Source organism: Halomonas sp. H10-59, assembly GCF_040070555.1.
Classification (GTDB): Bacteria; Pseudomonadota; Gammaproteobacteria; order Pseudomonadales; family Halomonadaceae; genus Halomonas; species Halomonas litopenaei.
Window position 1 is genome coordinate 1,656,815 of the sequence record NZ_CP098828.1, and the last position, 25,839, is coordinate 1,682,653.

Sequence of the window (25,839 nt, forward strand, 5' to 3'; positions counted from 1 at the left end):
AGTCTGATGGGAGAAACCAGATCATGGCAGACAACGGCGTGAACAAAGGGCGACGCCGTTTCCTCGTAGGGGCGACCTCCGTAGTTGGAGCAGTCGGCGCCGTCGGGGTAGCGGTACCCTTTGTGGCTTCCTGGCAGCCTAGTGCCAGGGCTCGGGCGGCGGGTGCGCCCGTTCAGGCGGATATTTCGAAGCTCGAACCCGGGCAGCGAATGACCGTCGAGTGGCGGGGCCGTCCTGTATGGGTCATCAATCGCACGCCGGAGATGATCGAACGTACCGAGGCGTTGACCGACGAGGTGCTGGCAGATCCGGATTCCGCCAAGCCGATGCAGCCGGACTATGCCGGCGGTTCGCTGCGCTCCATTCGGCCCGAGATCGGTGTGCTGGTTGGCATCTGTACGCATCTGGGCTGTTCACCGCTGTTCAAGCCGGAGCCCAACGCCGAAGGCGTCGGTGTCGATGACTGGCCCGGTGGCTTCTTCTGCCCGTGCCATGGTTCGCGCTTCGACCTGGCGGGCAGGGTGTTTCGCAATGTGCCCGCTCCGGTGAACCTGGAAGTTCCACCCTACTACTTTGTCAACGAGTCGGTCATCGTGGTCGGCGAAGACGGGGAGGGCGCATAATGGCGAATCCCAACAAGGCCAAGGCCGAACGCGGTTTCATGCGCTGGGTCGATGATCGCTTCCCCGCCACCCAGATGTGGCAGGAGCATCTGTCCGAGTACTACGCGCCCAAGAACTTCAACTTCTGGTACTTCTTCGGCTCCCTGGCGCTGCTGGTGCTGGTCAATCAGATCCTCACCGGTGTCTGGCTGACCATGAGCTTCAACCCCAGCGCCGAGGGTGCCTTCGCCTCCGTCGAGTACATCATGCGTGATGTCGAGTACGGCTGGCTGATCCGCTACATGCACTCCACCGGCGCCTCGGCGTTCTTCCTGGTGGTCTACCTGCACATGTTCCGCGGCCTGCTCTATGGCTCCTACAAGGCGCCGCGTGAGCTGGTGTGGATCTTCGGCATGGCGATCTACCTGGCGCTGATGGCCGAAGCCTTCATGGGCTATCTGCTGCCCTGGGGACAGATGTCCTACTGGGGTGCCCAGGTCATCATCTCGCTGTTCTCCGCTATCCCGAGTATCGGTCCCGACCTGGCCCAGTGGGTGCGCGGTGACTATCTGATCTCCGGGATCACGCTGAACCGCTTCTTTGCCCTGCACGTGGTGGCGCTGCCTATCGTGATCCTGGCGCTGGTGGTGTTGCACATCATTGCCTTGCACGAGGTGGGGTCCAACAATCCCGATGGCATCGATATCAAGGCCAAGAAGGACGAGACCGGCAAGCCGCTGGACGGCATTCCCTTCCATCCCTACTACACGGTGAAGGATATCGTCGGAGTGGCGGTGTTCCTGTTCGTGTTCTGTGCGGTGATCTTCTACTTCCCGGAAGGCGGCGGCTACTTCCTCGAGAAGCCCAACTTCGAACCGGCCAACCCGCTGAAGACGCCGGATCATATCGCCCCGGTGTGGTACTTCACGCCCTTCTACGCGATCCTGCGCGCCATCACCTTCTCGCTGTTTGGTCTGGACGCCAAGTTCCTCGGGGTCATCTTCATGGGGGCGGCCATTGCGGTGCTGTTCGTGCTGCCCTGGCTCGACCGCTCTCCGGTGCGCTCCATGCGCTACAAGGGCTGGATCTCCAAGGTGATGCTGGTGCTGTTCGCGATCAGCTTTGTCATCCTCGGGGTGCTCGGGGTGCTGCCGCCGACCGGCGCCAGGACACTGCTGGCCCAGATCTGCACCGTGATCTACTTCGCCTTCTTCGTGTTGATGCCCATCTATACGCGGCTGGAGAAGACCAAACCCGTTCCTGAAAGGGTGACTGGCTAATGAAAAAGCAACTGTTCGCACTGCTCTTCGCGCTGGTCCCGCTTTGCTCCTTCGCCGCGGGCGGCGAGGGGGTGCACCTGCGCAGCATGTCGCCGGATCTGGAGAACCAGGCCTCGCTGCAGAACGGGATGAAGCTCTACGTCAACTACTGCATGGGCTGTCATTCCCTGGAGTACCAGCGTTTCTCCCGCGCGGCCGAGGATCTGGGGATGCCCCAGGATCTGGTCGAGGACAATCTGATCTTCTCGCCGGAACTGGGGTACAACGACCAGATGCACAAGGCGATGAGTGCCGAGGATGCCGAGGTATGGTTCGGCAAGGCGCCGCCGGATCTGACCCTGGAGGCCAGACTGCGCGGCACCGACTGGATCTACAGCTATCTGCTGAGCTTCTATCGTGACAGCGAGCGTGCCACCGGGGTCAACAATGTGGTGTTCCCGGCGGTGGGCATGCCCAACGTGCTCGAGCCGCTGCAGGGGGTGCAGGAGAAGGTCTGTGCAGCCTCCGATCATGCGGTCGGTGACGCCGAACTCGATCCGCTGACCGGCAAGTACCAGTCCTGCGAGACCCTGCAGGTGACGTCGCCGGGCAGCATGGAGCCCAAGGAGTTCGAGCAGGCGGTGTATGATCTGACCAACTTCCTGGCCTACGTGGGCGAGCCGTCCAAGCTGCATGCCCAGGCGTTGGGACCGAAGGTGCTGATCTTCATCCTGCTGTTTGGCATCATCGCCTACTTCCTCAAGCGCGAGTACTGGCGAGACATTCACTGACCGATTGGTCCACCATGGCGGGCGCGGGGTCGATGACCACGCGCCCGTTGCCTTTTCTGGTATCATCGTTGCGCCCGGGCGGACCCGCTACGGGAGCAAAGATGTGCCCCTGATGCCCCCCCGAGAAGGGGGTTGTCGTGTTATCATCCCGGCTTGAACTGATGCGAGGATTGTTTCATGGGTGTAGTGGCCAAGCGGTCGTCGATGATCTTCTACTCCGGTGGCGAGGACCATTTCAGCCATCGTGTACGGATCGTGCTGGCTGAGAAGGGCGTGGCCGTGGATATTGTCGAGGTGACCGACGACAAGCATCCCGAGGAGTTGGCGGACCTGAACCCTTACAACAGCGTCCCCACGCTGTTGGATCGTGACCTGGTGCTCTACGAGTCCAAGGTCATGATGGAGTATCTGGACGAGCGTTTCCCGCACCCGCCGTTGCTGCCGGTCTATCCTGTCGCGCGTGCCCAGAGCCGACTGTGGATGCATCGTATCGAGCGCGAGTGGTGCCCGATGGTCGATCGCATCCTGTCCGGCAGCAAGAAGGAAGCCGACAAGGCGCGCAAGGAGCTGCGTGAAAGCCTGATCGGTATCTCGCCGATCTTCGAGGACATGCCCTTCTTCATGAGCGAGGAGTTCACCCTGGTGGACTGCTGCCTTGCGCCGATCCTGTGGCGTCTTCCTGCGCTCAATATCGAGCTGCCCGAGAAGCAGGTACGGCCGCTGATGGGCTACATGGAGCGCGTGTTCGCCCGTGATGGCTTCCGTGCTGCGCTGTCCGAGGCCGAGCGCGAAATTCGTCCCTGATGTTTTGCTTGAACGGAATGCCTGAGCCGTGTGTGTCCGGTCGCCACCGGAGTCGCCCGAGTTCCCATTCGCCAACCAAGAGGGCCATATCATGAAGTCGAGCCGTCCCTACCTGGCCAGGGCGCTGTACGAGTGGCTGCTGGATAATGAATTGACGCCGTATATCGTCGTCGATGCGGAGTACGAGAACGTAGAAGTTCCCAGGCAGTTCGTGCAGAACGGCCAGATCGTGCTGAACCTTGGCCCTACCGCCGTGCGTGATCTGGACATGGGCAACGACGTGATTCGTTTCTCGGCGCGCTTCAGTGGCAAGTCGGAGTTGCTGTTTGTACCGCTGCCTGCACTGATTGCCCTGTACGCCCGCGAGAACGGCGTCGGCATGGTCTTTGGTCACGAGCCTGAGCTTCCCGTCGAAGAGGCCAACGACGTCGATGCGCCGGCCCTGGAGAGCGTCAAGGATTCGTCAGATGAGGAGTCTCCTGCCGCTTCCGATGAGGACGCAGGCAGTGAGTCCGATGGCGGCGATGGCGTGGATGAAGGTGTCGAGAGGTCCAAGCCGCCTCGCAAGGGGCGTCCATCCCTCAGGGTGATCAAGTAAGGCCATCGGGCGCATCGCGTTCGAAAGGTGGTCGGCGGCGAGCTGTCGTCGGCTTGATCTGCTGGAAAAGCGTGACCTCTTCACAAGCGGGACCTCTTCACAAGCGTGATCTCATAAAAAGCGGCGGGCCTGAGGGTCCGCCGCTTTTTTTGTGCATCTTTTGCGCTTTGAGGGGCGTGCCGTCTTGCGAGGGCACGCCTGTCGCCATCAGTCGATGTAGTCGAATACCTTGACGATACGCTCCATGCCGCCGGCGTTGGATACCACATTGACCGCACGGTCGGCCTCGGCGTGGGTGACCAGGCCCATCAGGTAGACGGTAGCGTTCTCGGTGACCACGGTGATGCGGCCAGAGTCGACCTGATCGCTGGTGGCGAGGGCGGTACGTGCCTTGGTGTCCAGCCAGGCGTCGTTGAGGCGCTGACTGGTGGGCAGGTTGGCCGCCACGCTGAGTTCATTGTGGACCCGGCGAACGTTGCGCACCTGGCTGACGATCTCTTCGGCGCGCTGCTTGAGCTCTTCGCTGGGGACCTGGCCGGTCAGCAGTACCACGCCGTTGTAGCTGTCGACGTTGATCCTGGCGTCCTTCAGGCGTGCATCGACGCGTCCCAGGTTGTGGGCGGCCTTGGTCTCGATGCTCTCGTCCTCGACGGTCGCGCCCAGGGTGCGCTCGCCGTAATCCTCGTCGATGGTGCCGGGGTTGGTCACCGAGGTTACGGTGGTGCAGCCGGCCAGCAGGGCGGACAGCAGCAGGGCGGTCATCAGGGGGCGTGTCGAACGGGAATCGCGTTGCGTCATGTTATTCACTCGCACCAAAGAGTTGTTCGTCGATAAGGTCACAAAGGCAGTGGATCACCAGCAGGTGAACCTCCTGAATACGGGCCGTGGAGGTAGCCGGCACCCGGATCTCGCAATCGTCCTGTCCCAGCAGGGAGGCCATGTTGCCGCCGTCCCGCCCAGTCAGGGCCACCACCGTCATGTCACGGTCATGAGCGGCCTGGATGGCCTGGATGACATTGGCCGAGTTGCCGCTGGTGGAAATCGCCAGCAGCACGTCGCCAGGCTGGCCCAGAGCACGCACCTGCTTGGAGAACACCTCGTTGTAGCTGTAATCGTTGGCGATGGAGGTCAACGTCGAGGTGTCGGTGGTCAGGGCCAGGGCCGGCAGACTGGGGCGCTCGCGCTCGAAGCGATTGAGCAGTTCGGAGGAGAAGTGCTGGCTGTCGCCGGCGCTGCCGCCGTTGCCACAGGCGAGAATCTTGCCGTCGGTGACCAGGCTCTGGACCATCATCTGGCTCGCGACCTCGATGAACGGTGGAAGCACTTCGCTGGCGTAGGTCTTGGTGTCGATACTGTTGTTGAACTGTCCGAGAATTCGGCTCTGGAAATCCATGCTGCCTTCCTGGTCCATGGGGGCTCGCCGGGAGCCCGCTGTGTCAGTTTGCTTCGAATGCACCGGCGATCCACTGGATGTCGAGGCTCGGTGACGAGCCGGTAACGGCCAGGACATCGAAGCGGCAAGGACATGATAGCCCGTTGCGGTGGAGATAAAAACGCGCCGCCCGGATCAGGCGGCGTTGTTTGGTGATGGTGATTGTTTCTGCAGGATGGCCGTGGCGGATGCTGCGGCGGTGGCGCACCTCGACGAACACCAGGGTCTCGCCGTCGCGCATCACCAGATCGATCTCGCCTCCCTTGGCGCGCTGGTTGCGCGAGATCGCTATCAGTCCACGCTGGCACAGCCAGGCCTCGGCGTGACGCTCGATGGCCTGGCCGCGGGCGACGGCGTCTATGGCGTCAGGGCGCCGCATCACCGAGGCCGTCACTGAACACGGGAGCCGGCACGCCGCTGCTGAACTGCGCCCATGGCAGTTCGCGGTAGATGCGGCCATCGCCGGCGGCGCTCAGGGTGCCGGTAGCGCCCTGCATGCGTGAACCCGGCAGTGCCTGGATCTGTGGCATGCGGCGTGCCAGTTCGTAGGCGTCGACGCCCATCGCCATCAGCCGGAAGATGGCTGGCTTGTCCTCGGCCTTGAGCTCTCGATAGGTGTCGTAGAACGGGAGAGCCTCGGCACCGCCCACGGCGGCGTCCGGAATGTTCCAGGGGATATCGGGGAACTGCACGCCGTCGAGGTCACGGTCCAGGCGCGACTGAGGGGTGCCTTCGTAGAGGTGTGAGGTGGCGTACACCGGCAGATCGGAGGCCGAATAGTATTCCAGTGTCGGTGGCACCTGGCGGGCGAAGTCCGGCAGGGCCAGCAGGAACAGCATGTCCGGACGCGGGTTGCTGATGGCGCGGCGGGTGCTGTCGGTGGCCGAGGCGCCGGGGTTGTAGCGCACCGCCGTGGCGATATCGCCGCCCAGTTCGCTCCAGGTGTTCCAGAAGGCCTCGCCGACCCGCTGACCCCAGTCGTTGTCGGGTACCAGCATGGAGGCGCTGCGGTGGCCGTCCTGCCAGCCGCGGCGGGCCGCCTGGCGGGCTTCGTCTTCTGCCGACAGGCCGTACTCGTAGAGGTTCTTGGTCTGGTTGGAGGCGGACTGGCCGTAGTTCAGCGCCAGGGTCGGCAGGGGCACCTCGGCGCGGCTTTCGAGTCGGGTCACGTCGCTCTTGTCCAGCGGGCCGATGACCACCTGGGCGCCGCTGCTCTGGGCCTGCTGATAGAGTTCGTCGAGATTGCCGTTGGAGGCGTCGAAGAAGCTGAGCTGGGCCCCGTTTCCGCCGCCGTTGACCACATTGGCCTGGTGGCTGCGAATTCCCTTTTCGATGGCGTCGGCGACGCCGGAAAGCGGGCCCGACTCGGGCAGCAGCACCGCGATGCTCTGCACGCTCTTGCCACGCAGTTCACGCAACTGGGTGATCTGGGTAGGCAGGCGACGGTTGGCGGGGTGGTCCGGATTAGCCACGCGCCAGTCATCGAGACGAGCGAATAGTCTCTGGATGTCACCGCCGCTCTGGTTGACCAGGCGGGTCAGCTCGAGCCAGCCGGTGACGATGGCATTGCCGGGCTCTTCAAGTGCCTCGAGCTGGCGGCCGTTGAGTGCGCTCAACTGGTCCCAGATGGCGTCGTTGATGTCCTCGCGGCCGGTGGCGCTCTGCACCTGCATCAGCAGGCGAGCCGACTCGAGTGGTTCGCCCAGCTGGCCCAGCGCCAGCCCCTGGCGCAGGCGCAGCAGATTGGCTTCGTCGTTGGGCAGCTGCATCTCGTCGAGCACGCTGGCGGCTCTGACGACCGCCTGGGGATCGCCCTCACTGTCCCCCAGTTCGGACAGCAGCAGTGCCCACTGACGCCGGCTGTCGCCGGAGAGCTGGCTGTCGTCCAGGCTGTTGAGGACTTCCAGTGCCTGGGGGCGGCGTCCGGAGCGTGCTAGGATGTCGGCCGCCCTCAGCCGGGTCTGCGCGGCTTCGGCGCCTTGTTGCTGGGCGGCTTGCGCCAGTAGTTGGTCCGGGTCGTCGTCCATGGCCCGCTGTACGATGCTCGGCGTGAAGCTGCAGCCGGCCAGCGTGATGGCCAGTACAGCGGCGGCCACGGGGCCGCGAGTCAAAGTCCTCATGAATCCTTCCTTGTCCGTGTTCCGGATGGCAGCCCAGGGAGCCAAGATGTCAGAAGCGAAAGCTGGTTCATTGTACGTGGTCGCCACGCCAATTGGGAATCTGGAAGATCTCAGTCCCCGCGCCGCCCAGGTGCTGGGCCAGGTGGCGTTGGTCGCGGCGGAGGATACCCGCCACAGTGGCCGCCTGATGCGTCATCTCGGTCTGTCGCCGGCGATGATTTCCGTGCACGACCATAACGAGGCGTCCCGGGTCGAGACGCTCAGGCAGCGGCTCGTCCAGGGCGACGATGTGGCGCTTATCAGTGATGCCGGGACTCCCTTGATCAGCGATCCCGGCTACGTCGTGGTGCGTGAGCTCAGGGCGGCGGGTTTTCGGGTGGTGCCGATCCCCGGTCCCTGCGCCCTGGTCACTGCGCTGTGTGCCGCCGGGCTGCCTACCGATCATTTCAGTTTTCATGGCTTCCTGCCGGCCAAGGGTGTGGGGCGGCGAGCGCGCATCGAGGCCTGGAGGAATTCACCCGTCACCCAGGTCTGTTACGAGTCTCCCCATCGTATCCGCGACACCCTGGCCGATCTGGCCGCCGTACTGGGCGAGCGCAGAGTGGTGCTCGGGCGAGAGTTGACCAAGACCTTCGAGACCTTCCTCGACGGCAGCGCCGCCGAGCTGCTGACACTGATGGAGTCTGATCCTGATCAGGCGCGTGGCGAATTCGTGGTGATGGTGGCCGGGGCCTCGGGGCCGGCACCGGACCAGCGAGCGGTGGATGATGAAGCGCTGCTGCGCGCGCTGCTGGCCGAAGGGGTGGGGGTCAAGCAGGCCGCGGCCGTGGCCGCGCGCGTGCTCGGCGGGCCGAAGAAGCAGTGGTACGCCCAGGCGCAGGCGTTGAAGGACGCCGATTGAATCCAGCCGCTGGTGCACTGGAGGACGCCCTGTGATCGTCGCTGCAAGGCGGGGATTGGGGGCGTCGAGAGGGCATCGAGAGGGCATCAGGAGCGATCGCCTGAAGAGGCTGGGGGTTGTCCCGGGCCCGTCACGGCGAGGCGGGGATTGAGGGGGTGGCAGGGCACTGGTATGCTTGCCGCGGGAGTTGGCCAGACAGTCGCCGCCGCTTGATGCGGGGGAGGAAAGTCCGGGCTCCATAGGGCGGAGTGCCAGGTAACCCCTGGGCGGCGTGAGCCGACGGAAAGTGCAGCAGAGAGTAGACCGCCTACGTCTCCCTCGGGAGGCCGGCAAGGGTGAAAGGGTGCGGTAAGAGCGCACCGCGCGCCTGGCAACAGTGCGTGGCACGGTAAACCCCACTCGGAGCAAGACCAAATAGGAACCCGTTGGCGTGGCCCGCGCTGGGTTCGGGTAGGTTGCTTGAGGGTAGTGGTGACACTGCTCCTAGAGGAATGACTGTCCTCGACAGAACCCGGCTTATCGGCCGACTCCCCATTTTTCTTGCGCGCTCGGGCCTGGCTCGAGCGGCGCGATCACGAGTTTGTGCGGCCAGGAGTCCAGTGGCGTGAGGGTTTTCCACCGCTGACGGCGCTGATGGCTGGCCGCGCGTAGGAACACCGCCGTCGAACGAGACCCGCATGCCGTCACCTTCCCCTGAATCCTCCGTGCGCGGCTTCGCTCATGAAAGCGTCCTGCTCGACGGTGCCGTCGACGCCCTGGTGCATGATCCCGCTGGCGTATATCTGGATGGCACCTTCGGACGAGGCGGTCATTCCCGCGCCATCCTTTCCCGCCTTGCACAAGACGGTGGCCTGCTGGCCCTTGATCGCGACCCCCAGGCGATCGCCGAGGCGGCCAGCATCGATGACCCACGCTTTACCATCGAACGTGCCGAGTTTGCGCGGCTGAGAGAGGTCGCCCGCGATCACGGCCTGGATGGCAAGCTGTCCGGTATCCTGCTCGACATTGGCGTGTCCTCCCCTCAGCTTGACGATCCCGATCGCGGTTTCAGCTTTCTGCGCGACGGCCCGCTGGACATGCGCATGGACCCGACCCAGGGCGAGAGCGCGGCCCAGTGGATTGCGCGTGTGGGCGAGGCCGAGATGGCTTCGGTGTTCAAGCGTTACGGCGAGGAGCGCTACGCTCGTCGGCTGGCGCGGGCCATCATCGCTCGGCGCCAGGAACGGCCTTTCACCCGCACGGCCGATCTTGCCGAGGTGGTCAAGGCCGCCCATCCCGCCTGGGAGAAGGGCAAGCATCCTGCCACTCGCGTGTTCCAGGCCATGCGTATCGAGGTCAACGGTGAGCTCGATCAGCTCGATCAGGCGCTGGAAGCCGCGCTGGAGGCACTGGCGCCCGGCGGACACCTGGTGGTGATCAGCTTCCACTCGCTGGAGGATCGACGGGTGAAGCGATTTATCCGCGATCACGTCAAGGGCGATACCCAGGTGCCCCGGGGAATACCGCTGCGCGACGATCAGATCGCGCGACGGCTGGAGTCACTGGGCAAGGCGATGAAGGCCAGCGCCGAAGAGGTCGAGGCCAATCCACGCTCCCGCAGCGCCGTCATGCGCATGGCGCGCAAGCGCTACTGAGGACCTTCCATGGCTCAAGGACGACTGGATATCAACGCCTTTGGCTGGCCGCTGCCGCGCACCATGTCGCCGCGCCTTTTGCTGGTGGTGGCGCTGCTGCTGGCATGCCTGGTGTCGGCGCTGGCGGTGATCAGCGTCAGTCACCAGACTCGCCAGCAGTATGCTCGGCTCCAGGAGCTGGAGCGTGAACAGCAGCAGTTGCAGACGGAGTGGGGGCAGTTGCTGCTGGAGGAGAGCGCCTGGTCGACGCCGTCGCGTGTCGAACGCCTGGCGGTGGAGCGTCTGGAGATGCGGCTGCCCGATATCCATGACATCGAGGTGATCACGCCATGACCGCGGAACTTCCCCGGGGCGTGACACCTCGCCGCCCGCCACCGATGGAACCGATGGGGCGGGCGCGCTACGTGGTGATGATGACGCTGATCCTGCTGGGCCTGGGTCTGCTGGCCGGGCGGATCGTCGATCTTCACGTCATCGATCGCAACTTTCTTCAGGTTCAGGGGGACGCCCGTACCCTCAGAACCGATCCGATCCCCGCCCACCGGGGCATGATCACCGATCGTCACGGCGAACCGCTGGCGATCTCGACCCCGGTGGTGACGCTGTGGGCCAACCCCCAGGACCTGCCCGCCGACGACATCCAGCGGTTACGCCTGGCCCAGGCGCTGGGCCAGGACCTCGATGCCCTCAACGAGCGCATCGCGCGTTACAGCGAACGTGAATTCATGTACCTGCGTCGGCGCATGACCCCGGCCCAGGCCGAGGAAGTGCTCAAGCTGCGGGTACCTGGCGTCCACGCCCGGGAAGAGTACAAGCGCTACTATCCTGCCGGCGAGGTGACCGCCCAGTTGCTGGGGGTCACCAACGTCGACGACCAGGGCCAGGAAGGACTGGAGCTGGCCTATCAATCCTACCTGTCCGGTGAGCCCGGCAAGCGCCGCGTGCTCAAGGACCGCCGTGGACGTCTGGTGCGCGACCTGGAGGTGCTGCAGGAGGCAGAGCCAGGCGGCAACCTGACGCTGTCCATCGACCAGCGACTGCAGTACATGGCCTACCGTGAGCTCAAGGCTGCCGTGGATGAGAACGACGCCGACGGCGGCGTACTGGTGATGATGGACGCGCGCAGCGGCGAGGTGCTGGCGATGGCCAACCAGCCCTCCTACAACCCCAACAACCGCGCCGGCCTGGACCCCCAGGGGCTGCGCAACCGGGCCATGGTCGACGTGTTCGAACCGGGCTCGGTGATGAAGCCGCTGGCCATGTCGGCGCTGCTCGAGACCGGTCGCTTTCCACGTGACACCGTGGTGGATACGTCGCCTGGCTGGATGCGAATCGACCGCTACACCATCCGCGACGTCTCCAACAATGGCGAGCTGACCCTGGCCGGGATCCTGCGCAAGTCCTCGAACATCGGCATGGCCAAGCTGACCCTGCAGCTCGACGACCCGGTGGTGCCAGATCGCTACCGCGCGCTGGGCTTCGGCCAGGCCCCGGGCACCGGCTTCCCCGGAGAGGCCACCGGCAACATGCCAGCGCCGGCGGTGTGGTCGAGCAGTCAATGGGCCGCGCTGTCCTACGGTTACGGTCTGTCGGTCACCGCCTTGCAGCTGGCCAGTGCCTATACCTCCATCGCCAATCATGGCGAACGCCTGCCGCCGTCGCTGCTGCGCCTCAACCGCGCCGCCCAGGGCGAGCCGGTCATCGACCCCGAGGTCGCCGACCGCGTCCTGGCCATGATGGATGAGGTGGTGGCACCAGGCACCGGCGCCCGACGCGCGCTGGTGCCCGGCTACAGTGTGGCCGGCAAGACCGGCACCGTGCGCAAGAGCGGCAGCGGTGGCTACGAGCAGAACGCCTACCGGTCGTTGTTTGTCGGGATTACCCCGGTCTCCGACCCGCGCATCATCACCGTAGTAATGATCGACCATCCCCGGGGCGACGCCTACTACGGCGGCGCCATCGCTGCCCCGGTGTTCTCGCGGGTGGCGGGCAGTGCCCTGCGCATCCTCGACGTACCGCCGGATCGCCCCGAACAGGAGGGCGACAGCCCATGACGCAGAAGGCGACGGAATCCGCCATGACCCTATCCCTGGCGCGTCTTGAAGACGTGCTGACCCAGTTCTGGAGTGAGCTTGCGCCGAACGCCGCGGTCGCCGGCGAGGTGGCGACCTGGCTCACTACCGACAGCCGCGAGGTGTCGCCCGGCGCGACCTTTGTCGCGATCCCCGGCGTCGCCGCCGATGGCCGCGACTACATCGACAAGGCACTGGATGCCGGCGCCTGCCTGGTGCTGGCGGAAGGTCCGCAAGACGCTCCGCCGCGGGTCGATGGTCGCGTACTGTGGCTGCCCGGGCTGCGCGCCCGACTCGGCGAGCTCGCGCGCACCCTGTATCAGGTGCCCGATGGGCTCGAGCTGATCGGTGTCACCGGCACCAACGGCAAGAGCTCGGTGACCCACTATATTGCCGAGCTGTCCCGCGCCACGGGCAGCGACTGTGGCCTGATCGGTACCCTGGGTCACGGTCGCCCCGGTGCCTTGACCCAGGGCATGCTGACCACCCCCGAGCCACTGGCGCTGCAGCGCCAGCTGGGTGAGCTCGCCGACCAGGGCATCACTCGGGTAGCCATGGAAGTCTCCAGTCACGCCCTGGAGCAGGAGCGGGTGGCGGGCTGTCGCTTCACTGCCGCGGTATTTACCAACCTGAGTCGCGACCACCTCGACTATCACGGCAGCATGATCGCCTACGCCGCCTCCAAGGCGAAGCTGTTCAAGCGCCCGGAGATCAGCCTGGCCGTGGTCAACGGCGACGATCCCCTGGCTCGGCTGATGCTGGCGGGCATCGGCGAGGGCACCCGGGTGCTGGCCTGTGGTGAAGACGATGCCGTCTCGCTCAGGGTGCTGGATGTCGAGCCCGACGTCGGTGGGCAGCGTGCGCTGATCGCCACGCCGGAAGGCGAGAAGGTGGTGGTGCTGCCGCTGCTTGGTCGCTTCAATCTCGACAACGTCCTGCTGGCCATGGCCACCCTCTACGGTCTGGGTGTCGGCATCGACGAGCTGGTGACTGCCGCCGCGACCCTGACGCCGGTGCCGGGACGGATGCAGGCGTTGACGCGGCCCGGGGCTCCCACCGTGGTGATCGACTACGCCCACACGCCGGATGCGCTGGACAACGCCCTGGCGGCGCTTCGCGCCCACCTGCCCGGACGCGGGGCGCTGTGGTGCCTGGTCGGCTGCGGCGGTGATCGCGACAGCGGCAAGCGCCCGCTGATGGCCCAGGCGGCCGCAGGCCAGGCCGATCGAGTGGTGATCACCGACGACAACCCCAGAAGCGAGGACCCGGACGCCATTCGCCAGGCGATGCTCGCGGGGCTGGAGGGCCAGGCCCGCCAGCAGGCATGGAACATCGCCGGTCGCGGTGACGCCATCGCCCGTACCATCGCCGAGGCGAGCGCCGATGACGTGATTCTGATCGCCGGCAAGGGACACGAGGCCTACCAGGAGATTCAGGGCGTGCGCCACGACTTCTCCGACCTGGCCGAGGCCGAAGCCGCCCTGGACCAGCGTCGACAGGGGCGGGACCAATGAGCGTGCCAGGGCTCGCGTCGCTGGGGTCGGTGTGCCGGGCGCTGGGTGTCGATGAAGAGGGCGGTGGCGTTCAGGGAATTGCCAACTCGCCGATAGCCGCCATCGTCACCGACACCCGTCGGGTGGCGGCGGACACGCTGTTCGTGGCCTTGAAGGGCGAGCGCTTCGATGCCCATGACTTTATTGCCAAGGCCCGCGAAGGCGGCGCCGTGGCGGCGGTGGTCGAGCACCCGGTGGACGACCCCTTGCCCCAGCTGGTGGTGGGGGATACCCGCATGGCGCTGGGGCTGCTGGCCCGCGAGCGGCGCCGGGCCTGGGGCGGTCCGCTGGTGGCGGTGACCGGCAACAGTGGCAAGACCACGGTCAAGCAGATGCTGGCGACATTGCTGGCTCGTCAGGGCGAGACCCTCGCCACCCACGGCAACCTCAACAACGATATCGGCGCGCCCTTGACGCTGCTGGCGCTTGACTCGGATCACCAGAGAGCCGTGGTGGAGCTCGGCGCCAATCACCTGGGCGAGATTGCCTGGACGGTAGCGCTGGCCGAACCCCAGGTCGCCATCATCACCAATGTCACCGGGGCCCACGTCGGCGAGTTCGGTGGCATGGGGCGCATCGCCCAGGCCAAGGGCGAGATTCTCGGCGGACTCGGCCCCGAGGGCGTCGCCGTACTCAACCGTGACGATCGCTACTTCTCGCTGTGGCAGCGCCTGGCGTCGCCCCGTGAGGTGATCGATTTCGGACTGACGCCCGAGGCGCGCCTCCATGCCGGGGAACTGGTCTGCGATACGCTCGGGCGCTATGCTTTCACGCTGACTTTCGACGCTCAGGTGCTGGGGCGTGTCGAGTTGCCGCTGATGGGTCGTCACAACGTGTCCAATGCCCTGGCGGCTGCGGCAGGGGCGCTGGCCATGGGACTGCCCGCCGCCGACGTGGTCGCGGGACTCGGCGAGGTGGTGCCGACGCCGGGACGCCTGACCGTGGAGGAGGGGTTACGCGGTGCGCGGCTGCTCGATGATACCTACAATGCCAACCCGGGGGCGATGAAGGCGGCCATCGACGCCCTGCTGGGACTGCCCGGCCCGCACTGGTGCCTGCTCGGCGCCATGGGAGAGCTGGGTGAAGCGTCTGCCGATCTGCACGCAGAGATCGGACGCTACGCGCGGGAACGCGGCATCACATTTCTCGGTACTCTGGGCGAGGCGGCCGAGACCGCCGCCCGAGCCTTCGGCGAAGGCGGGTACCATTTTTCTGATCAGGCGGCGATGGTCCGCCATGTGCGTCAACATCTGCCCGAGGCGGCCAGCGTGCTGGTCAAGGGCTCCCGCGCCGCGGGGATGGAAGGCGTCGTGGCGGCCTTGCGGCCAGATGTTTCAAGGTGAACCTGATACATGTTGCTTTTCCTGGCTGAATTGTTGGCGAACTATCAAAGCGCCTTCAACGTCTTTGGATACCTCACCCTGAGGATGATTCTGGCGACCATCACCGCGCTGGTGCTGTGTCTGTGGTTTGGCCCCCTGATGATCCGCCGTCTGGTGGAGCGTCAGATCGGCCAGGCGGTGCGCGACGACGGTCCCCAGTCCCACCTGTCCAAGGCCGGTACGCCGACCATGGGCGGCGCCATGATCCTGATGGCCATGGCCGTCAGTACCCTGCTGTGGGGCGATCTGACCAACCATTATGTGTGGGTGGTGCTGGTCGTCACGCTGGGCTTCGGCGCCATCGGCTGGGTCGACGACTATCGCAAGGTGGTGGAAAAGAACCCGCGTGGGCTGCCGGCCCGCTGGAAGTACTTCTGGCAGTCGGTGATCGGCCTGGGCGCCGCCGTGGTGCTCTACCTGACTGCGGCCTCGCCGGTGGAAACCAGCCTGATCCTGCCGCTGCTCAAGGACTTCGTGCTGCCCCTGGGTGGCTTCTACATCCTGCTGACCTACCTGGTGATCGTCGGCTCCTCCAACGCAGTCAACCTGACCGACGGCCTCGACGGCCTGGCGATCATGCCCACGGTGATGGTCGCCATGGGCCTTGGCGTCTTCGCCTACGCCAGCGGCAACGCGGTATTCTCCGAGTACCTGCAGATTCCGATGATCCCAGGTGCCGGCGAGCTGGCGGTATTCTGCGCCACCATTTCCGGCGCCGGACTCGGCTTTCTGTGGTTCAACACCTATCCCGCCCAGGTGTTCATGGGTGACGTCGGCGCCCTGGCCCTGGGTGCGGCCCTGGGCGTGGTCGCGGTGATCGTGCGCCAGGAAGTGGTGCTGTTCATCATGGGTGGCGTCTTCGTCATGGAGACCATCTCGGTGATCCTGCAGGTCGGCTCCTACAAGCTGACCGGTCGTCGTATCTTCCGCATGGCGCCGCTGCATCACCACTTCGAGCTCAAGGGCTGGCCCGAGCCTCGAGTGATCGTGCGCTTCTGGATCATCACCGTGGTGCTGGTCCTGCTGGGTCTGGCCACCCTCAAGATCCGCTGAGGTGGCCATGGACGCCAGTCAGGATGTGCGACTGCCGCAACGCCATGTCGTGCCCGCCCACCTGAGCGTGGTGGTAGGGCTCGGCCTTTCGGGGATGGCGATCTGTCGCCATCTCAAGCGTGAAGGCCGCGATTTCATGGTGGTGGACACCCGCGAGGCGCCGCCGGGACTCGACGTCTTCCTGGCGGACTTTCCAGGGGTGCCGGTGCGCCTGGGGCCGCTCGATGGATTGGTGCTGGACGACGCGCGGGAGGTGATCCTGAGCCCCGGCATCGACCCCCATCAGGCGTGCTTCGAAGCGCCGGCCAGGCGCATCGATCCGGACACCGGCGAGCCCCGTCTGGTGGGTGAGATCGCGCTGTTCCGGCGGGCCTGTCGCGCGCCGCTGGCGGCCATCACCGGTGCCAACGCCAAGTCCACCGTGACCACCCTGGTCGGCGAGATGGCCCGCGAGGCGGGGCGGCGGGTGGCCGTGGGGGGGAACCTCGGTACCCCGGCGCTGGACCTGCTGGTGCAGGAACCCGAGGCGGATCTCTTTGTGCTGGAGCTGTCCAGCTTTCAGCTCGAGACGACCCCGTGTCTGGGGGCCGACAGTGCCGCCTTCCTCAACCTCAGCGAGGACCACCTCGATCGCCACGGCGACATGGCCGGCTATCGCCGCGCCAAGCTCGCGATCTTTCGTGGTGCCAGGCACGCGGTGGTCAACGCCGAGGACCCCCTGACCTGGCCGGACGAGGCGTTGCCTGCACTGTCGCGCTTTGGCGTGACGGCCCCGCAATCCGGCGACGACTGGGGCGTGGTGGAGCACCAGGGCGAGCCCTGGTTCTTCCACGCGGACCAACCGCTGTTGCCGGTGGCTCGCATGCGCCAGAGCGGCCGTCACCACCAGGCCAATGCGCTGGCCGCCCTGGCCATGGGCCAGCGTCTCGGTTTTCCGCTGGAGGCCATGGCCCGGGTGCTCGAACGTTTCAGCGGGCTTGCCCACCGCAGCGAGTGGCTCGCCACCATCGACGATGTCGACTGGATCAACGACTCCAAGGGCACCAATGTGGGCGCGACCCTGGCCGCCATCGCCGGACTCGGCCCGACCCTGGATGGGCGTCTGGTACTGCTGGCCGGCGGTGTCGGCAAGGGTGCCGATTTCTCGCCGCTGGCCGCCCCGCTGTCGCGCTACGCCCGTGAGGTGGTGCTGTTCGGCCGCGACGCCGAGACGCTGGCCCAGTCCCTGAAGGGAGCGGTCGCCATCACCCGCGTCGACGATCTGGACGCCGCCATGTGTCGCGCACGGGAGGTGGCCAGGCCCGGTGATGCGGTGCTGCTGTCACCGGCCTGCGCCAGTCTCGATCAGTTCGTCAACTATCAGGCCAGGGGAGACGCCTTTCGCGCCTGGGTGCAGGACCTTTCCAGCGGAGCCAAGCCATGAGCCGTCTCGCCCGATCTCGCCAGCGCCTCGGTGCCCTGCGCGAGCGTCTTTCCACCCGCGACCATGCCTTCGATGGCTGGCTGGTGGTGGCTACTCTGTCGCTTCTGCTGATCGGCTGGGTGATGGTGACGTCGGCCTCCACCGAGGTGGCGTCGAGCCTGACCGGCAACGCCTGGTACTTCAGTATTCGCCACGGCATCTTCGTGCTGGGCGGGTTGACCGTGGGGTGTCTGGCGCTGCGCGTCCCCCTGGCCTGGTGGAAGGCCAATGGCCCGCTGCTGCTGCTGGTGGGACTGGTGCTGCTGTTGCTGGTGCTGCTGGTGGGGCGCGAGGTCAACGGCAGCCGCCGCTGGCTGTCGATCCCCGGGGTGCCCTTCAATCTACAGGCCTCGGAGGTCGCCAAGCTCTGCTTGATCGCTTACATGGCGGGCTATCTGGAACGCTTTCTGCCACAGGTCAGGCGTCAGTGGGGGGCCTTTCTGCGCCCGTTGGTAGTGGTCGGAGTGGTGGCCGTGCTGCTGATCCTCGAGCCCGACTACGGCGGTGTGGTGGTCATGACCAGCTGCGTCATGGGCATGTTGCTGATGGCCGGGGCGCCCTGGGGGCGCTTTCTGCTGTTGTTCGTGCTGGTGGGAACCCTGGGTGCCATCCTGGCGGTGGCCGAACCTTACCGCATGGCGAGACTGACAAGTTTCATCGATCCCTGGGCGGACCAGTTCGCCAGCGGTTACCAGCTGACCCAGGCGCTGATCGCCTTCGGTCGCGGCCACTTGATCGGCATGGGCCTTGGCAACAGCGTACAGAAGCTGTTCTACCTGCCGGAGGCCCACACCGACTTCGTCTTTGCGGTGCTCGCCGAAGAGCTCGGCATGGTCGGCGCGATCGCCGTGGTCGGCCTGTTCGCACTGCTGGTGTGGCGGGCCATGGCGGTAGGGCGTCGGGCCGAGCTTGCGAGGCTGCCGTTTGCCGCTTACCTGAGCTATGGCATCGCCCTGGTGATCGGCGCCCAGGCCTTTATCAACATCGCGGTGAGTACCGGCATGTTGCCGACCAAGGGGTTGACCCTGCCGCTGTTGTCCTACGGTGGGTCGAGCCTGGTGGTGAGCTGTATCATGGTGGCGTTGTTGCTGCGGGTGGACATCGAGACGCGCGAGCGCCAGCGTCGGCAGTCGCCGGCGGCGCGGCGTGACCAGGCCCGCGAAGCGCCCAGGAGAACCAAGGCTGCAGGAGTGAAGCCGTGAGTGACACACAGGGAAGGCGAGCGCTGATCATGGCCGGCGGCACCGGGGGACACGTCATCCCGGCGCTGTCGCTGGCCAGGGGATTGCAGCAGCAGGGCGTCGAGGTGGCGTGGCTGGGTAGTCCCAGAGGTATCGAGAATCGCCTGGTGCCCGAGGCCGGCATAGTGCTTCACCAGATCGCCATCAGTGGCCTGAGGGGCAACGGTCTGGCGGGCTGGCTCAAGGCGCCGGTGCGCCTTGGACGCGCCGTGTGCCAGGCGAGAAGCGTGATTCGCGAGTTCGACCCACAGCTGGTGGTCGGGCTCGGAGGCTTTGCCAGCGGCCCCGGCGGGCTTGCCGCCCGACTGTGCGGCAGACCGCTGGTCATCCACGAGCAGAACGCCGTGGCCGGGCTGACCAATCGTGCACTGTCGCACCTGGCCAAGCGAGTCTACGCCGCCTTTCCCCAGGCCTTCGGTGGCCGCGCCGAGGTCGTCGGCAATCCGGTCAGGGATGACATCGCCGCCCTCGGCGAGAGTGCACGCGTGGCCGACCAGATGCGCGGACGACGCCTGCGGCTGCTGGTGGTCGGCGGCTCCCTGGGGGCGCTGGCGCTTAACCAGCAGATGCCCAGAGCGCTGGCCGAGCTACCCCCCGAGTCGCGTCCCGAGGTGCGCCACCAGGCCGGTAGAGACAAGGACCAGGCGACCCGAGAAGGCTATCGCGCCGCGGGCGTGGAGGCCGAGGTCAGCGACTTTATCGCTGACATGGCCGACGCCTATGATTGGGCGGACCTGGTGGTCTGTCGTTCTGGCGCGCTGACCGTGGCGGAGCTGGCGGCGGCGGCCAAGCCGGCGCTGTTCGTACCTTTCCCCCACGCCGTGGATGATCATCAGACGGCCAACGCCCAGGCGCTGGTCGGTGCCGGTGCCGCGGCGCTTATTCAGCAGCGTGACATGAATCCGACGTCCCTGGCCGAGCGCCTGGGGACCTTGCTTGAGCCCGACACCCTGGCGGCCATGGCGAGCAAGGCAAGGGCCGAGGCCCACCTTGACGCTGTGGAACGGCTGGTGGCGGGCTGTATGGAGACAGGTTTTGAGTAATTCGACCCAAGGGCCGGTCCCCGGCCAACTGAGCTCATCCGCTGCCACCAGGCCCGGTCTCGGCATGCGGCGCATTCGTCGTATCCACTTCGTCGGCATCGGCGGCGCCGGCATGTGCGGCATCGCCGAGGTGCTGGCCAATCAGGGCTACCAGGTCAGCGGCAGCGATCTGCGTCATTCGTCGGTGGTGGCGCGACTCGAACAGTGCGGCGCCCAGGTGTTCATCGGGCACGCTGCCGAGCACGCTGCCGGTGCCGATGTGGTGGTGGTATCCACCGCCGTGGACGCGGACAACCCGGAGCTTGTGTGGGCCCACGAGCATCGCGTGCCGGTGGTACGTCGCGCCGAGATGCTGGCCGAGCTGATGCGCTTCCGTCACGGCATCGCCGTGGCCGGGACCCATGGCAAGACCACCACCACCAGCCTGACCGCCACTCTTCTGGGTGAGGGCGGGCTGGACCCGACCTTCGTCATCGGCGGCAAGCTGACCAGCGCCGGCACCAACGCCCAGCTGGGGCAGGGCGACTACCTGGTGGCCGAGGCGGACGAGTCCGATGCCTCCTTTCTGCACCTGCAGCCGATGGTCAGCATCGTCACCAATATCGATGCCGACCATATGAGCACCTATGGTGGCGACTTCGAGCGTCTCAAGCACACCTTCATCGAGTTTCTGCATAACCTGCCGTTCTACGGACTGGCGATACTGTGTATCGATGACGACAACGTGCGTGGCCTGCTCGACCGCATCAATCGCCAGTTCGTCACCTACGGCTTCTCCGACGACGCCGACTATCGCATCGAGAACTTCACCCAGAGTGCCGGCGAAGTCCGCTTTACCGCAGTGCGGCCCGGCAACCTCGAGGATCTCGATGTCAGTCTGGCCATGCCGGGCCGTCACAATGCGCTCAATGCGCTGGCGGCGATCGCCGTGGCCAGCGACGCCGGGGTCGACGCCGAGGCGATTCTGCGGGGACTCGCGAGCTTTGCCGGGGTTGGCCGTCGCTTCCAGGTACACGGTCACTTCGCCGCGCCGAACGGTGAAGGTGAGGTGATGCTGGTGGACGACTATGGTCACCACCCCCGCGAGGTGGAGATGGTCATCAAGGCGGTGCGCGATGGCTGGTCCGAGCGCCGGCTGGTGATGGTCTACCAGCCCCACCGCTACTCACGCACGCGCGATCTCTACGAGGACTTCGTCAGGGTGCTGTCTGGCGTCGATACGCTGGTACTGCTCGACGTCTACAGTGCCGGCGAAGCCGCGCTGCCCGGCGCCGATGGTCGCAGCCTGGCGGGTTCCATCCGTCAGCGTGGCGAAGTCGATCCGATCTTCGCCCAGGACAAGGCGGAATTGCCGGCGCTGCTGGCCAAGGTGCTCAGACCCGGCGATATCCTGATTACTCAGGGCGCCGGTGACGTGGGTGGCATCTCCCAGCGTCTGGCGGATGCCCAGCTTCAGTTCGACGAGGTGATCCTGTGACACGACAAGTACAGTCCTACGGCCATGTGGTGGTCATCTACGGTGGCCATAGCGCCGAACGAGAAGTGTCGCTGAACAGCGGTGCCGCCGTGCTGGCGGCGTGTCAGCGCCAGGGCCTTGAAGTGACCGGCTATGACCTTGCCGAGGGCGGCGTCGCCGGGCTGCAGGCGCTGAACCCCGATCTGGTGTTCATTGCCTTGCACGGCAGGGGAGGGGAGGACGGCTGTCTGCAGGGGGCCCTTGAGCTGGCGGGAATCCCCTATACCGGCAGCGGTGTTCTGGCCTCGGCGCTGGGCATGGACAAGCTCAGGACCAAGGCGCTGTGGCAGACCCTGGGTCTGCCGACGCCCGAGAGCGTGCTGCTGTCGCCCGAAGCCGACTGGAACGAGGTGGCCGACCGACTGGGTCTGCCGCTGGTGGTCAAGCCGGTCCATGAGGGTTCGACCATCGGCATCAGCATCGTCAACAGCCGTGATGAACTCGAAACTGCCTATCGTGAGGCCGCCACCTTCGATACTCGGGTGATGGCCGAGCGTTTTGTGTCGGGAGACGAATTTACCTTGTCGGTACTTGGCGACAGCGCGCTGCCGGCCATTCGCGTCGAGGTGCCCAGCGGCTTCTACGACTACGAGGCCAAGTACCTGTCCAACGAGACGCTTTACCACCTGCCCTGTGGTCTGGATGCCGAGCAGGAGACCGCGCTCGGCGAGCTGTGCCTGGCGGCGTTCGAGGCGGTGGGCTGTCAGGGCTGGGGCCGCGTCGATGTGATGCGCGACGCTGAAGGTCGGTTCTGGCTGCTCGAGGTCAATACCGTGCCCGGCATGACAGATCACAGTCTGGTGCCCCAGGCGGCGGCCCATGCAGGCATCGACTTCGACGAGCTGGTCCTGCGTATTCTCGATACCGCCAGGGAGCGCGGCTGAGATGGCCAGGCGCGGCACCTGGCTTGGCGTCGTGCTGCTGGCCGCCCTGGTGGGCGCCGGTGGCAAGGCGCTGTGGTTGTGGCTGGATCGGCCCATCGAGCGGGTGTCCATCGGTGGTGAGTTGCACCACGTGGACGCCAGCTACCTCAAGGGCCAGCTGGCGCCGCTGGTCAGGGGCCGGACCTGGCTGTCGGTGGACCTGGAGGCGCTGCGTGAGCAGGCATTGCAGGTGGGCTGGCTCAAGGAGGTGCGTATTCGTCGCGAGTGGCCCAATGCACTGACCTTCGAGCTCGAGGAGCAGCGCCCGGTGGCGCGCTGGAACGACGATCAACTGCTCAACGGCGATGGCGAGCCCTTTGTCTTCGCTCCGGTGGAGCCGCCCATGGGACTGCCGGATATGGCGGGACCCGGTGGCGCCGGTCCCGAGGTGCTGGCCTACTTCGATGACCTGGGGCAGCGGCTGGACAAGATGGGGCTCGGGATCGACCAGCTACGTCTGGAAGCCCGCGGCGCCTGGCGCTTTCAGCTGGACAGCGGCGTCTGGATCATGCTCGGCCGTGGAGATCTGGACGCCCGCCTCGGGCGCCTCGAGGCGGCCTGGCGGCGTGAACTGGGTGAGGTCGCGTCGCACATTCGCTACATCGATCTGCGCTACCCCAACGGCGTCGCCGTGGCCTGGCATGGCGAGACAGAGCCGGTCGATGATGAGGCCGCGACTCGCGGTTAACGAAAAGACGGCATGGATCAGACGCGAGAACGGAATTATATGGCGACACTTTTCCGGGCATCGGCAAAGTTTTCTCGGTTTCTTTTGTTTAAATGTGTCCGTATCGTGGAATGAATGTACGCCCCGGGCTGGTCGAACAAGCGCTATTGTTCCTATAATCGTCCCAGGTTTTTTTATAACAGAGGCAGGTTCCGAGGTAACGGAATCCGTTCAAGGAGATTTCCCGGCTCATGGCAGGTCCATCCAACGTGTCCAATATGGTAGTCGGGCTGGATATCGGAACATCCAAGGTCGTCGCGATCGTGGGGCAACCCACCGACGATGGTGGTATCGAAATTGCCGGTATCGGCTCTCATCCCTCCCGTGGCATGAAGAAGGGAGTGGTGATCAATATCGAATCCACGGTCCAGTCGATTCAGCGTGCGGTTGAAGAAGCTGAGTTGATGGCCGGTTGCGACATACATTCGGTTTATGTGGGCATTGCCGGCAGTCATATCAGTTCCATGAATTCCGACGGGGTCGTGGCGATCAAGGAGCGCGAAGTTGCGCCTTCCGATATCGAGCGAGTGATCGACTCGGCGCGGGCCAGGGCCATTTCCGAAGGGCAGCGGGTGCTGCACGTGTTGCCCCAGGAGTTCGCCATCGACACCCAGGGTGGTATCCGTGAGCCGCTGGGCATGTCGGGCGTGCGTCTGGAGGCACGCGTTCATCTGGTGACCGCCGCACTCAACGCGGTACAGAACATCGAGAAGTGCGTGCGTCGCTGTGGGCTCGACGTCGACGCCATCATCCTCGAGCAGCTGGCTTCCAGTCATGCCGTGCTGACCGAGGATGAGCGTGAACTGGGCGTCTGCATGGTCGACATCGGCGGGGGCACCACCGATATCGCGGTATTCACCGAGGGCGCCATCCGCCACACTGCGGTGATACCCATCGCCGGTGACCAGGTCACCAACGATATCGCCATGGCGCTGCGTACCCCGGCTCAGTACGCCGAGGAGATCAAGGTCAAGTACGCCTGTGCGCTGACCCAGCTGGCATCCAGCGACGAAATGATCAAGGTGCCGAGCGTCGGCGACCGTCCCGCCAGAGACCTGTCTCGACAGTCGCTGGCCGAAGTGGTCGAGCCGCGTTACGAGGAATTGTTCACCCTGGTGCGCGACGAACTGCGCCGCAGCGGCTTTGAGGATCTGGTCGCCGCAGGGGTGGTGTTGACCGGTGGCACATCACGCATGGAAGGTGTGGTGGAGCTTGCCGAAGAGATATTTCACATGCCGGTCAGGGTCGCTTGTCCGCAGAATGTGAGGGGCCTGGCCGACGTGGTGCGAAATCCGATTTATTCGACGGGTGTCGGTTTGTTACATTACGCTCTACATGAGGCCCGTCAGGGTCGTGTCCACCAGGGGCAGGGTGGCACCATCTCGTCGCAATCGAGACGCGAGGACGTCTCCCGGCGTGGACCAGAGGAAAGGACTCCGGCGCTGGAAAAGATCAAAGGCTGGTTCAAAGGAAATTTCTGAAAGGGCCGCACAAGCGGCTCAGGAGACGGGGCAAATGTTCGAAGTCGTAGATAGCGCGCCCTCAAGCAGCGCGGTCATAAAGGTCATCGGCGTCGGTGGCGGCGGCGGCAATGCCGTCAATCACATGGTCGAGAGCAGCATCGAAGGGGTGGAGTTCATCTGCGCCAATACCGATGCCCAGGCGCTCAAGCGCGTCTCCGCCAAGACCGTGCTGCAGCTCGGCAGCGAGATCACCAAGGGGCTTGGCGCCGGTGCCAACCCCGAAGTGGGTCGTCAGGCCGCGATGGAAGATCGTGAGCGGATCGCCGAGTTGCTCGGTGGCGCCGACATGGTCTTCATCACCGCCGGCATGGGTGGTGGTACCGGCACCGGCGGGGCACCGGTGGTCGCCCAGGTCGCCAAGGAGCTGGGCATCCTGACCGTCGCGGTGGTCACCCGCCCGTTCCCCTTCGAAGGCCCCAAGCGCATGCGCGCAGCGGAAGAGGGCATGAAGGAGCTGTCCGAGCATGTCGACTCGCTGATCACCATTCCCAACGAGAAGCTTCTGTCCGTGCTTGGCAAGAGCGCGACACTGCTGACTGCCTTCAGCGCCGCCAATGACGTCCTGCTGGGTGCCGTACAGGGTATCGCCGAGCTGATCACCAGCCCGGGCATCATCAACGTCGACTTCGCCGACGTGCGCACCGTGATGTCAGAGATGGGCATGGCGATGATGGGCACCGGTGGTGCCACCGGCGAAAATCGCGCACGCGAGGCCGCCGAGAAGGCGATCCGCAGCCCGCTGCTCGAGGATATCGATCTGCACGGCGCTCGCGGCATCCTGGTCAACATCACCGCTGGGCCGGATCTGTCGATCGGTGAGTTCAACGACGTCGGCGCCACGGTACAGGAGTTCGCCTCCCAGGACGCCACCATCGTCGTGGGTACCTCCATCGACATGGACATGACCGACGAACTGCGGGTCACCGTGGTCGCGGCGGGTCTCGACAATCAGGTGTCACGCCAGCAGAAGCCGGCGGCGCAGCAGCAGGTTCGTCGTCCCGAGGCACGCCAGCGTCCTCAGCAGAGTGCGATCAATCGCGCCCAGGGCGGCGCCGGTGTGGCCGCAGCGAGCAAGCCAGAGGCGCAGGAATCACCGCGACCGCAGGCCGAGAAGCGCAAGTCTCAGGAGTTGGACGATTATCTCGATATTCCCGCCTTCCTGCGGCGTCAGGCGGACTGATCGAGAGCAGAGTGCGCGAAATT

24 protein-coding genes and 1 other RNA gene are annotated in these 25,839 nt (G+C 65.5%); 21 read left to right on the plus strand and 4 right to left on the minus strand.

All coding sequences use genetic code 11. The annotated features are described in order from the left end of the window. Positions 1-23: 23 nt before the first annotated feature. The 5 genes from petA to NFG57_RS07435 all read left to right on the plus strand — a co-directional run bounded on the left by petA (position 24) and on the right by NFG57_RS07435 (position 4,054). Positions 24-623 carry a ubiquinol-cytochrome c reductase iron-sulfur subunit gene (gene petA, locus NFG57_RS07415; protein ID WP_045993364.1) on the plus strand — a complete coding sequence of 200 codons (600 nt, stop codon included), beginning with the start codon at positions 24-26 and terminating at the stop codon, positions 621-623. Then, positions 623-1,882 carry a cytochrome bc complex cytochrome b subunit gene (locus tag NFG57_RS07420; protein ID WP_045993365.1) on the plus strand — a complete coding sequence of 420 codons (1,260 nt, stop codon included), beginning with the start codon at positions 623-625 and terminating at the stop codon, positions 1,880-1,882. The genes petA and NFG57_RS07420 overlap by 1 nt, the downstream gene beginning before the upstream one ends. Beyond that, complete coding sequence (locus NFG57_RS07425) at positions 1,882-2,652, plus strand: cytochrome c1 (protein WP_045993366.1); 771 nt, start codon at positions 1,882-1,884, stop codon at positions 2,650-2,652. Before NFG57_RS07420 ends, NFG57_RS07425 begins: the two co-directional genes overlap by 1 nt. 177 nt (positions 2,653-2,829) lie before the next feature. Further along, positions 2,830-3,456 carry a stringent starvation protein SspA gene (gene sspA / locus NFG57_RS07430; RefSeq protein ID WP_045993367.1) on the plus strand — a complete coding sequence of 209 codons (627 nt, stop codon included), beginning with the start codon at positions 2,830-2,832 and terminating at the stop codon, positions 3,454-3,456. A 91-nt stretch (positions 3,457-3,547) separates the two neighbouring features. Beyond that, positions 3,548-4,054: a ClpXP protease specificity-enhancing factor gene (locus NFG57_RS07435; RefSeq protein ID WP_287164860.1), complete on the plus strand. Its 507-nt coding sequence runs from the start codon at positions 3,548-3,550 to the stop codon at positions 4,052-4,054. A gap of 207 nt (positions 4,055-4,261) precedes the next feature. Here the strand turns inward: NFG57_RS07435 and NFG57_RS07440 are convergent, their stop codons facing one another. Genes NFG57_RS07440 through NFG57_RS07455 form a run of 4 tightly spaced genes read right to left on the minus strand, consistent with a single transcriptional unit; the run spans position 4,262 to position 7,606 of the window. After that, on the minus strand, positions 4,262-4,852 hold the full coding sequence (locus NFG57_RS07440; protein WP_108132656.1) for a BON domain-containing protein: 591 nt from the start codon (positions 4,850-4,852) through the stop codon (positions 4,262-4,264). A 1-nt stretch (position 4,853) separates the two neighbouring features. Continuing rightward, a complete protein-coding gene (locus NFG57_RS07445) occupies positions 4,854-5,447 on the minus strand; it encodes a phosphoheptose isomerase (RefSeq protein WP_348815795.1) in 594 nt (197 codons plus the stop codon). Between the two features lie 43 nt (positions 5,448-5,490). Next, positions 5,491-5,865: a YraN family protein gene (locus tag NFG57_RS07450; protein ID WP_045993371.1), complete on the minus strand. Its 375-nt coding sequence runs from the start codon at positions 5,863-5,865 to the stop codon at positions 5,491-5,493. Beyond that, positions 5,852-7,606, minus strand: coding sequence for a penicillin-binding protein activator (locus tag NFG57_RS07455; RefSeq protein ID WP_213228695.1), 1,755 nt, complete (start codon positions 7,604-7,606; stop codon positions 5,852-5,854). Before NFG57_RS07455 ends, NFG57_RS07450 begins: the two co-directional genes overlap by 14 nt. 46 nt (positions 7,607-7,652) lie before the next feature. Here NFG57_RS07455 and rsmI point away from each other — a divergent pair, with 46 nt between their 5' ends. From rsmI to ftsZ, 16 genes are all read left to right on the plus strand, one after another. Beyond that, on the plus strand, positions 7,653-8,507 hold the full coding sequence (rsmI, locus tag NFG57_RS07460) for a 16S rRNA (cytidine(1402)-2'-O)-methyltransferase (protein WP_348815797.1): 855 nt from the start codon (positions 7,653-7,655) through the stop codon (positions 8,505-8,507). Between the two features lie 183 nt (positions 8,508-8,690). Continuing rightward, positions 8,691-9,042, plus strand: an RNA gene (gene rnpB / locus NFG57_RS07465) — RNase P RNA component class A. A gap of 142 nt (positions 9,043-9,184) precedes the next feature. Beyond that, on the plus strand, positions 9,185-10,141 hold the full coding sequence (gene rsmH, locus NFG57_RS07470; RefSeq protein WP_213228693.1) for a 16S rRNA (cytosine(1402)-N(4))-methyltransferase RsmH: 957 nt from the start codon (positions 9,185-9,187) through the stop codon (positions 10,139-10,141). A gap of 9 nt (positions 10,142-10,150) precedes the next feature. Further along, a complete protein-coding gene (gene ftsL, locus NFG57_RS07475; protein ID WP_052704393.1) occupies positions 10,151-10,474 on the plus strand; it encodes a cell division protein FtsL in 324 nt (107 codons plus the stop codon). Continuing rightward, positions 10,471-12,195, plus strand: coding sequence for a penicillin-binding transpeptidase domain-containing protein (locus tag NFG57_RS07480; protein ID WP_253555972.1), 1,725 nt, complete (start codon positions 10,471-10,473; stop codon positions 12,193-12,195). Before ftsL ends, NFG57_RS07480 begins: the two co-directional genes overlap by 4 nt. 23 nt (positions 12,196-12,218) lie before the next feature. Next, positions 12,219-13,727 (plus strand): UDP-N-acetylmuramoyl-L-alanyl-D-glutamate--2,6-diaminopimelate ligase, encoded by a 1,509-nt coding sequence (locus tag NFG57_RS07485; protein WP_348815799.1) that lies wholly within the window; start codon positions 12,219-12,221, stop codon positions 13,725-13,727. Then, positions 13,724-15,109, plus strand: a complete 1,386-nt coding sequence (gene murF, locus NFG57_RS07490; RefSeq protein ID WP_348815800.1) for a UDP-N-acetylmuramoyl-tripeptide--D-alanyl-D-alanine ligase — start codon at positions 13,724-13,726, stop codon at positions 15,107-15,109. The genes NFG57_RS07485 and murF overlap by 4 nt, the downstream gene beginning before the upstream one ends. A 9-nt stretch (positions 15,110-15,118) precedes the next feature. Next, positions 15,119-16,201 (plus strand): phospho-N-acetylmuramoyl-pentapeptide-transferase, encoded by a 1,083-nt coding sequence (gene mraY, locus NFG57_RS07495; protein ID WP_108132663.1) that lies wholly within the window; start codon positions 15,119-15,121, stop codon positions 16,199-16,201. A 7-nt stretch (positions 16,202-16,208) separates the two neighbouring features. Beyond that, a complete protein-coding gene (murD, locus tag NFG57_RS07500; protein WP_348815801.1) occupies positions 16,209-17,624 on the plus strand; it encodes a UDP-N-acetylmuramoyl-L-alanine--D-glutamate ligase in 1,416 nt (471 codons plus the stop codon). Next, on the plus strand, positions 17,621-18,865 hold the full coding sequence (gene ftsW, locus NFG57_RS07505) for a putative lipid II flippase FtsW (protein ID WP_348815802.1): 1,245 nt from the start codon (positions 17,621-17,623) through the stop codon (positions 18,863-18,865). Before murD ends, ftsW begins: the two co-directional genes overlap by 4 nt. Positions 18,866-18,894: 29 nt before the next feature. Next, entirely contained in the window at positions 18,895-19,947 is a 1,053-nt protein-coding gene (murG, locus tag NFG57_RS07510) for an undecaprenyldiphospho-muramoylpentapeptide beta-N-acetylglucosaminyltransferase (RefSeq protein WP_348816162.1), read from the plus strand. A gap of 64 nt (positions 19,948-20,011) precedes the next feature. Further along, positions 20,012-21,424: a UDP-N-acetylmuramate--L-alanine ligase gene (murC, locus tag NFG57_RS07515; protein WP_045993379.1), complete on the plus strand. Its 1,413-nt coding sequence runs from the start codon at positions 20,012-20,014 to the stop codon at positions 21,422-21,424. After that, positions 21,421-22,347: a D-alanine--D-alanine ligase gene (locus NFG57_RS07520; protein WP_108132664.1), complete on the plus strand. Its 927-nt coding sequence runs from the start codon at positions 21,421-21,423 to the stop codon at positions 22,345-22,347. Before murC ends, NFG57_RS07520 begins: the two co-directional genes overlap by 4 nt. A 1-nt stretch (position 22,348) precedes the next feature. Then, positions 22,349-23,074 carry a cell division protein FtsQ/DivIB gene (locus NFG57_RS07525; protein ID WP_108132665.1) on the plus strand — a complete coding sequence of 242 codons (726 nt, stop codon included), beginning with the start codon at positions 22,349-22,351 and terminating at the stop codon, positions 23,072-23,074. 230 nt (positions 23,075-23,304) lie between these two features. Then, the gene (ftsA, locus tag NFG57_RS07530) at positions 23,305-24,594 is read left to right on the plus strand and encodes a cell division protein FtsA (RefSeq protein ID WP_045993382.1); all 1,290 of its coding nucleotides are present in this window, start codon (positions 23,305-23,307) and stop codon (positions 24,592-24,594) included. 34 nt (positions 24,595-24,628) lie between these two features. Then, positions 24,629-25,816: a cell division protein FtsZ gene (ftsZ, locus tag NFG57_RS07535; protein ID WP_045993383.1), complete on the plus strand. Its 1,188-nt coding sequence runs from the start codon at positions 24,629-24,631 to the stop codon at positions 25,814-25,816. The last annotated feature ends 23 nt before the right edge of the window (positions 25,817-25,839 follow it).

Bases quoted from the DNA above. Each gene is read 5' to 3' on its own strand.
- murF (WP_348815800.1), top strand. From the start codon at position 13,724: ATGAGCGTGCCAGGGCTCGCGTCGCTGGGGTCGGTGTGCCGGGCGCTG.
- rsmH (WP_213228693.1), top strand. From the start codon at position 9,185: ATGCCGTCACCTTCCCCTGAATCCTCCGTGCGCGGCTTCGCTCATGAA.
- ftsW (WP_348815802.1), top strand. From the start codon at position 17,621: ATGAGCCGTCTCGCCCGATCTCGCCAGCGCCTCGGTGCCCTGCGCGAG.
- NFG57_RS07455 (WP_213228695.1), bottom strand. From the start codon at position 7,606: ATGAGGACTTTGACTCGCGGCCCCGTGGCCGCCGCTGTACTGGCCATC.
- NFG57_RS07480 (WP_253555972.1), top strand. From the start codon at position 10,471: ATGACCGCGGAACTTCCCCGGGGCGTGACACCTCGCCGCCCGCCACCG.
- NFG57_RS07435 (WP_287164860.1), top strand. From the start codon at position 3,548: ATGAAGTCGAGCCGTCCCTACCTGGCCAGGGCGCTGTACGAGTGGCTG.
- NFG57_RS07525 (WP_108132665.1), top strand. From the start codon at position 22,349: ATGGCCAGGCGCGGCACCTGGCTTGGCGTCGTGCTGCTGGCCGCCCTG.
- mraY (WP_108132663.1), top strand. From the start codon at position 15,119: ATGTTGCTTTTCCTGGCTGAATTGTTGGCGAACTATCAAAGCGCCTTC.
- ftsZ (WP_045993383.1), top strand. From the start codon at position 24,629: ATGTTCGAAGTCGTAGATAGCGCGCCCTCAAGCAGCGCGGTCATAAAG.
- NFG57_RS07440 (WP_108132656.1), bottom strand. From the start codon at position 4,852: ATGACGCAACGCGATTCCCGTTCGACACGCCCCCTGATGACCGCCCTG.
- murD (WP_348815801.1), top strand. From the start codon at position 16,209: ATGGACGCCAGTCAGGATGTGCGACTGCCGCAACGCCATGTCGTGCCC.
- rsmI (WP_348815797.1), top strand. From the start codon at position 7,653: ATGTCAGAAGCGAAAGCTGGTTCATTGTACGTGGTCGCCACGCCAATT.
- NFG57_RS07445 (WP_348815795.1), bottom strand. From the start codon at position 5,447: ATGGATTTCCAGAGCCGAATTCTCGGACAGTTCAACAACAGTATCGAC.
- ftsA (WP_045993382.1), top strand. From the start codon at position 23,305: ATGGCAGGTCCATCCAACGTGTCCAATATGGTAGTCGGGCTGGATATC.
- NFG57_RS07450 (WP_045993371.1), bottom strand. From the start codon at position 5,865: ATGCGGCGCCCTGACGCCATAGACGCCGTCGCCCGCGGCCAGGCCATC.
- NFG57_RS07485 (WP_348815799.1), top strand. From the start codon at position 12,219: ATGACCCTATCCCTGGCGCGTCTTGAAGACGTGCTGACCCAGTTCTGG.
- ftsL (WP_052704393.1), top strand. From the start codon at position 10,151: ATGGCTCAAGGACGACTGGATATCAACGCCTTTGGCTGGCCGCTGCCG.
- NFG57_RS07420 (WP_045993365.1), top strand. From the start codon at position 623: ATGGCGAATCCCAACAAGGCCAAGGCCGAACGCGGTTTCATGCGCTGG.
- petA (WP_045993364.1), top strand. From the start codon at position 24: ATGGCAGACAACGGCGTGAACAAAGGGCGACGCCGTTTCCTCGTAGGG.
- murG (WP_348816162.1), top strand. From the start codon at position 18,895: ATGGCCGGCGGCACCGGGGGACACGTCATCCCGGCGCTGTCGCTGGCC.
- murC (WP_045993379.1), top strand. From the start codon at position 20,012: ATGCGGCGCATTCGTCGTATCCACTTCGTCGGCATCGGCGGCGCCGGC.
- NFG57_RS07425 (WP_045993366.1), top strand. From the start codon at position 1,882: ATGAAAAAGCAACTGTTCGCACTGCTCTTCGCGCTGGTCCCGCTTTGC.
- sspA (WP_045993367.1), top strand. From the start codon at position 2,830: ATGGGTGTAGTGGCCAAGCGGTCGTCGATGATCTTCTACTCCGGTGGC.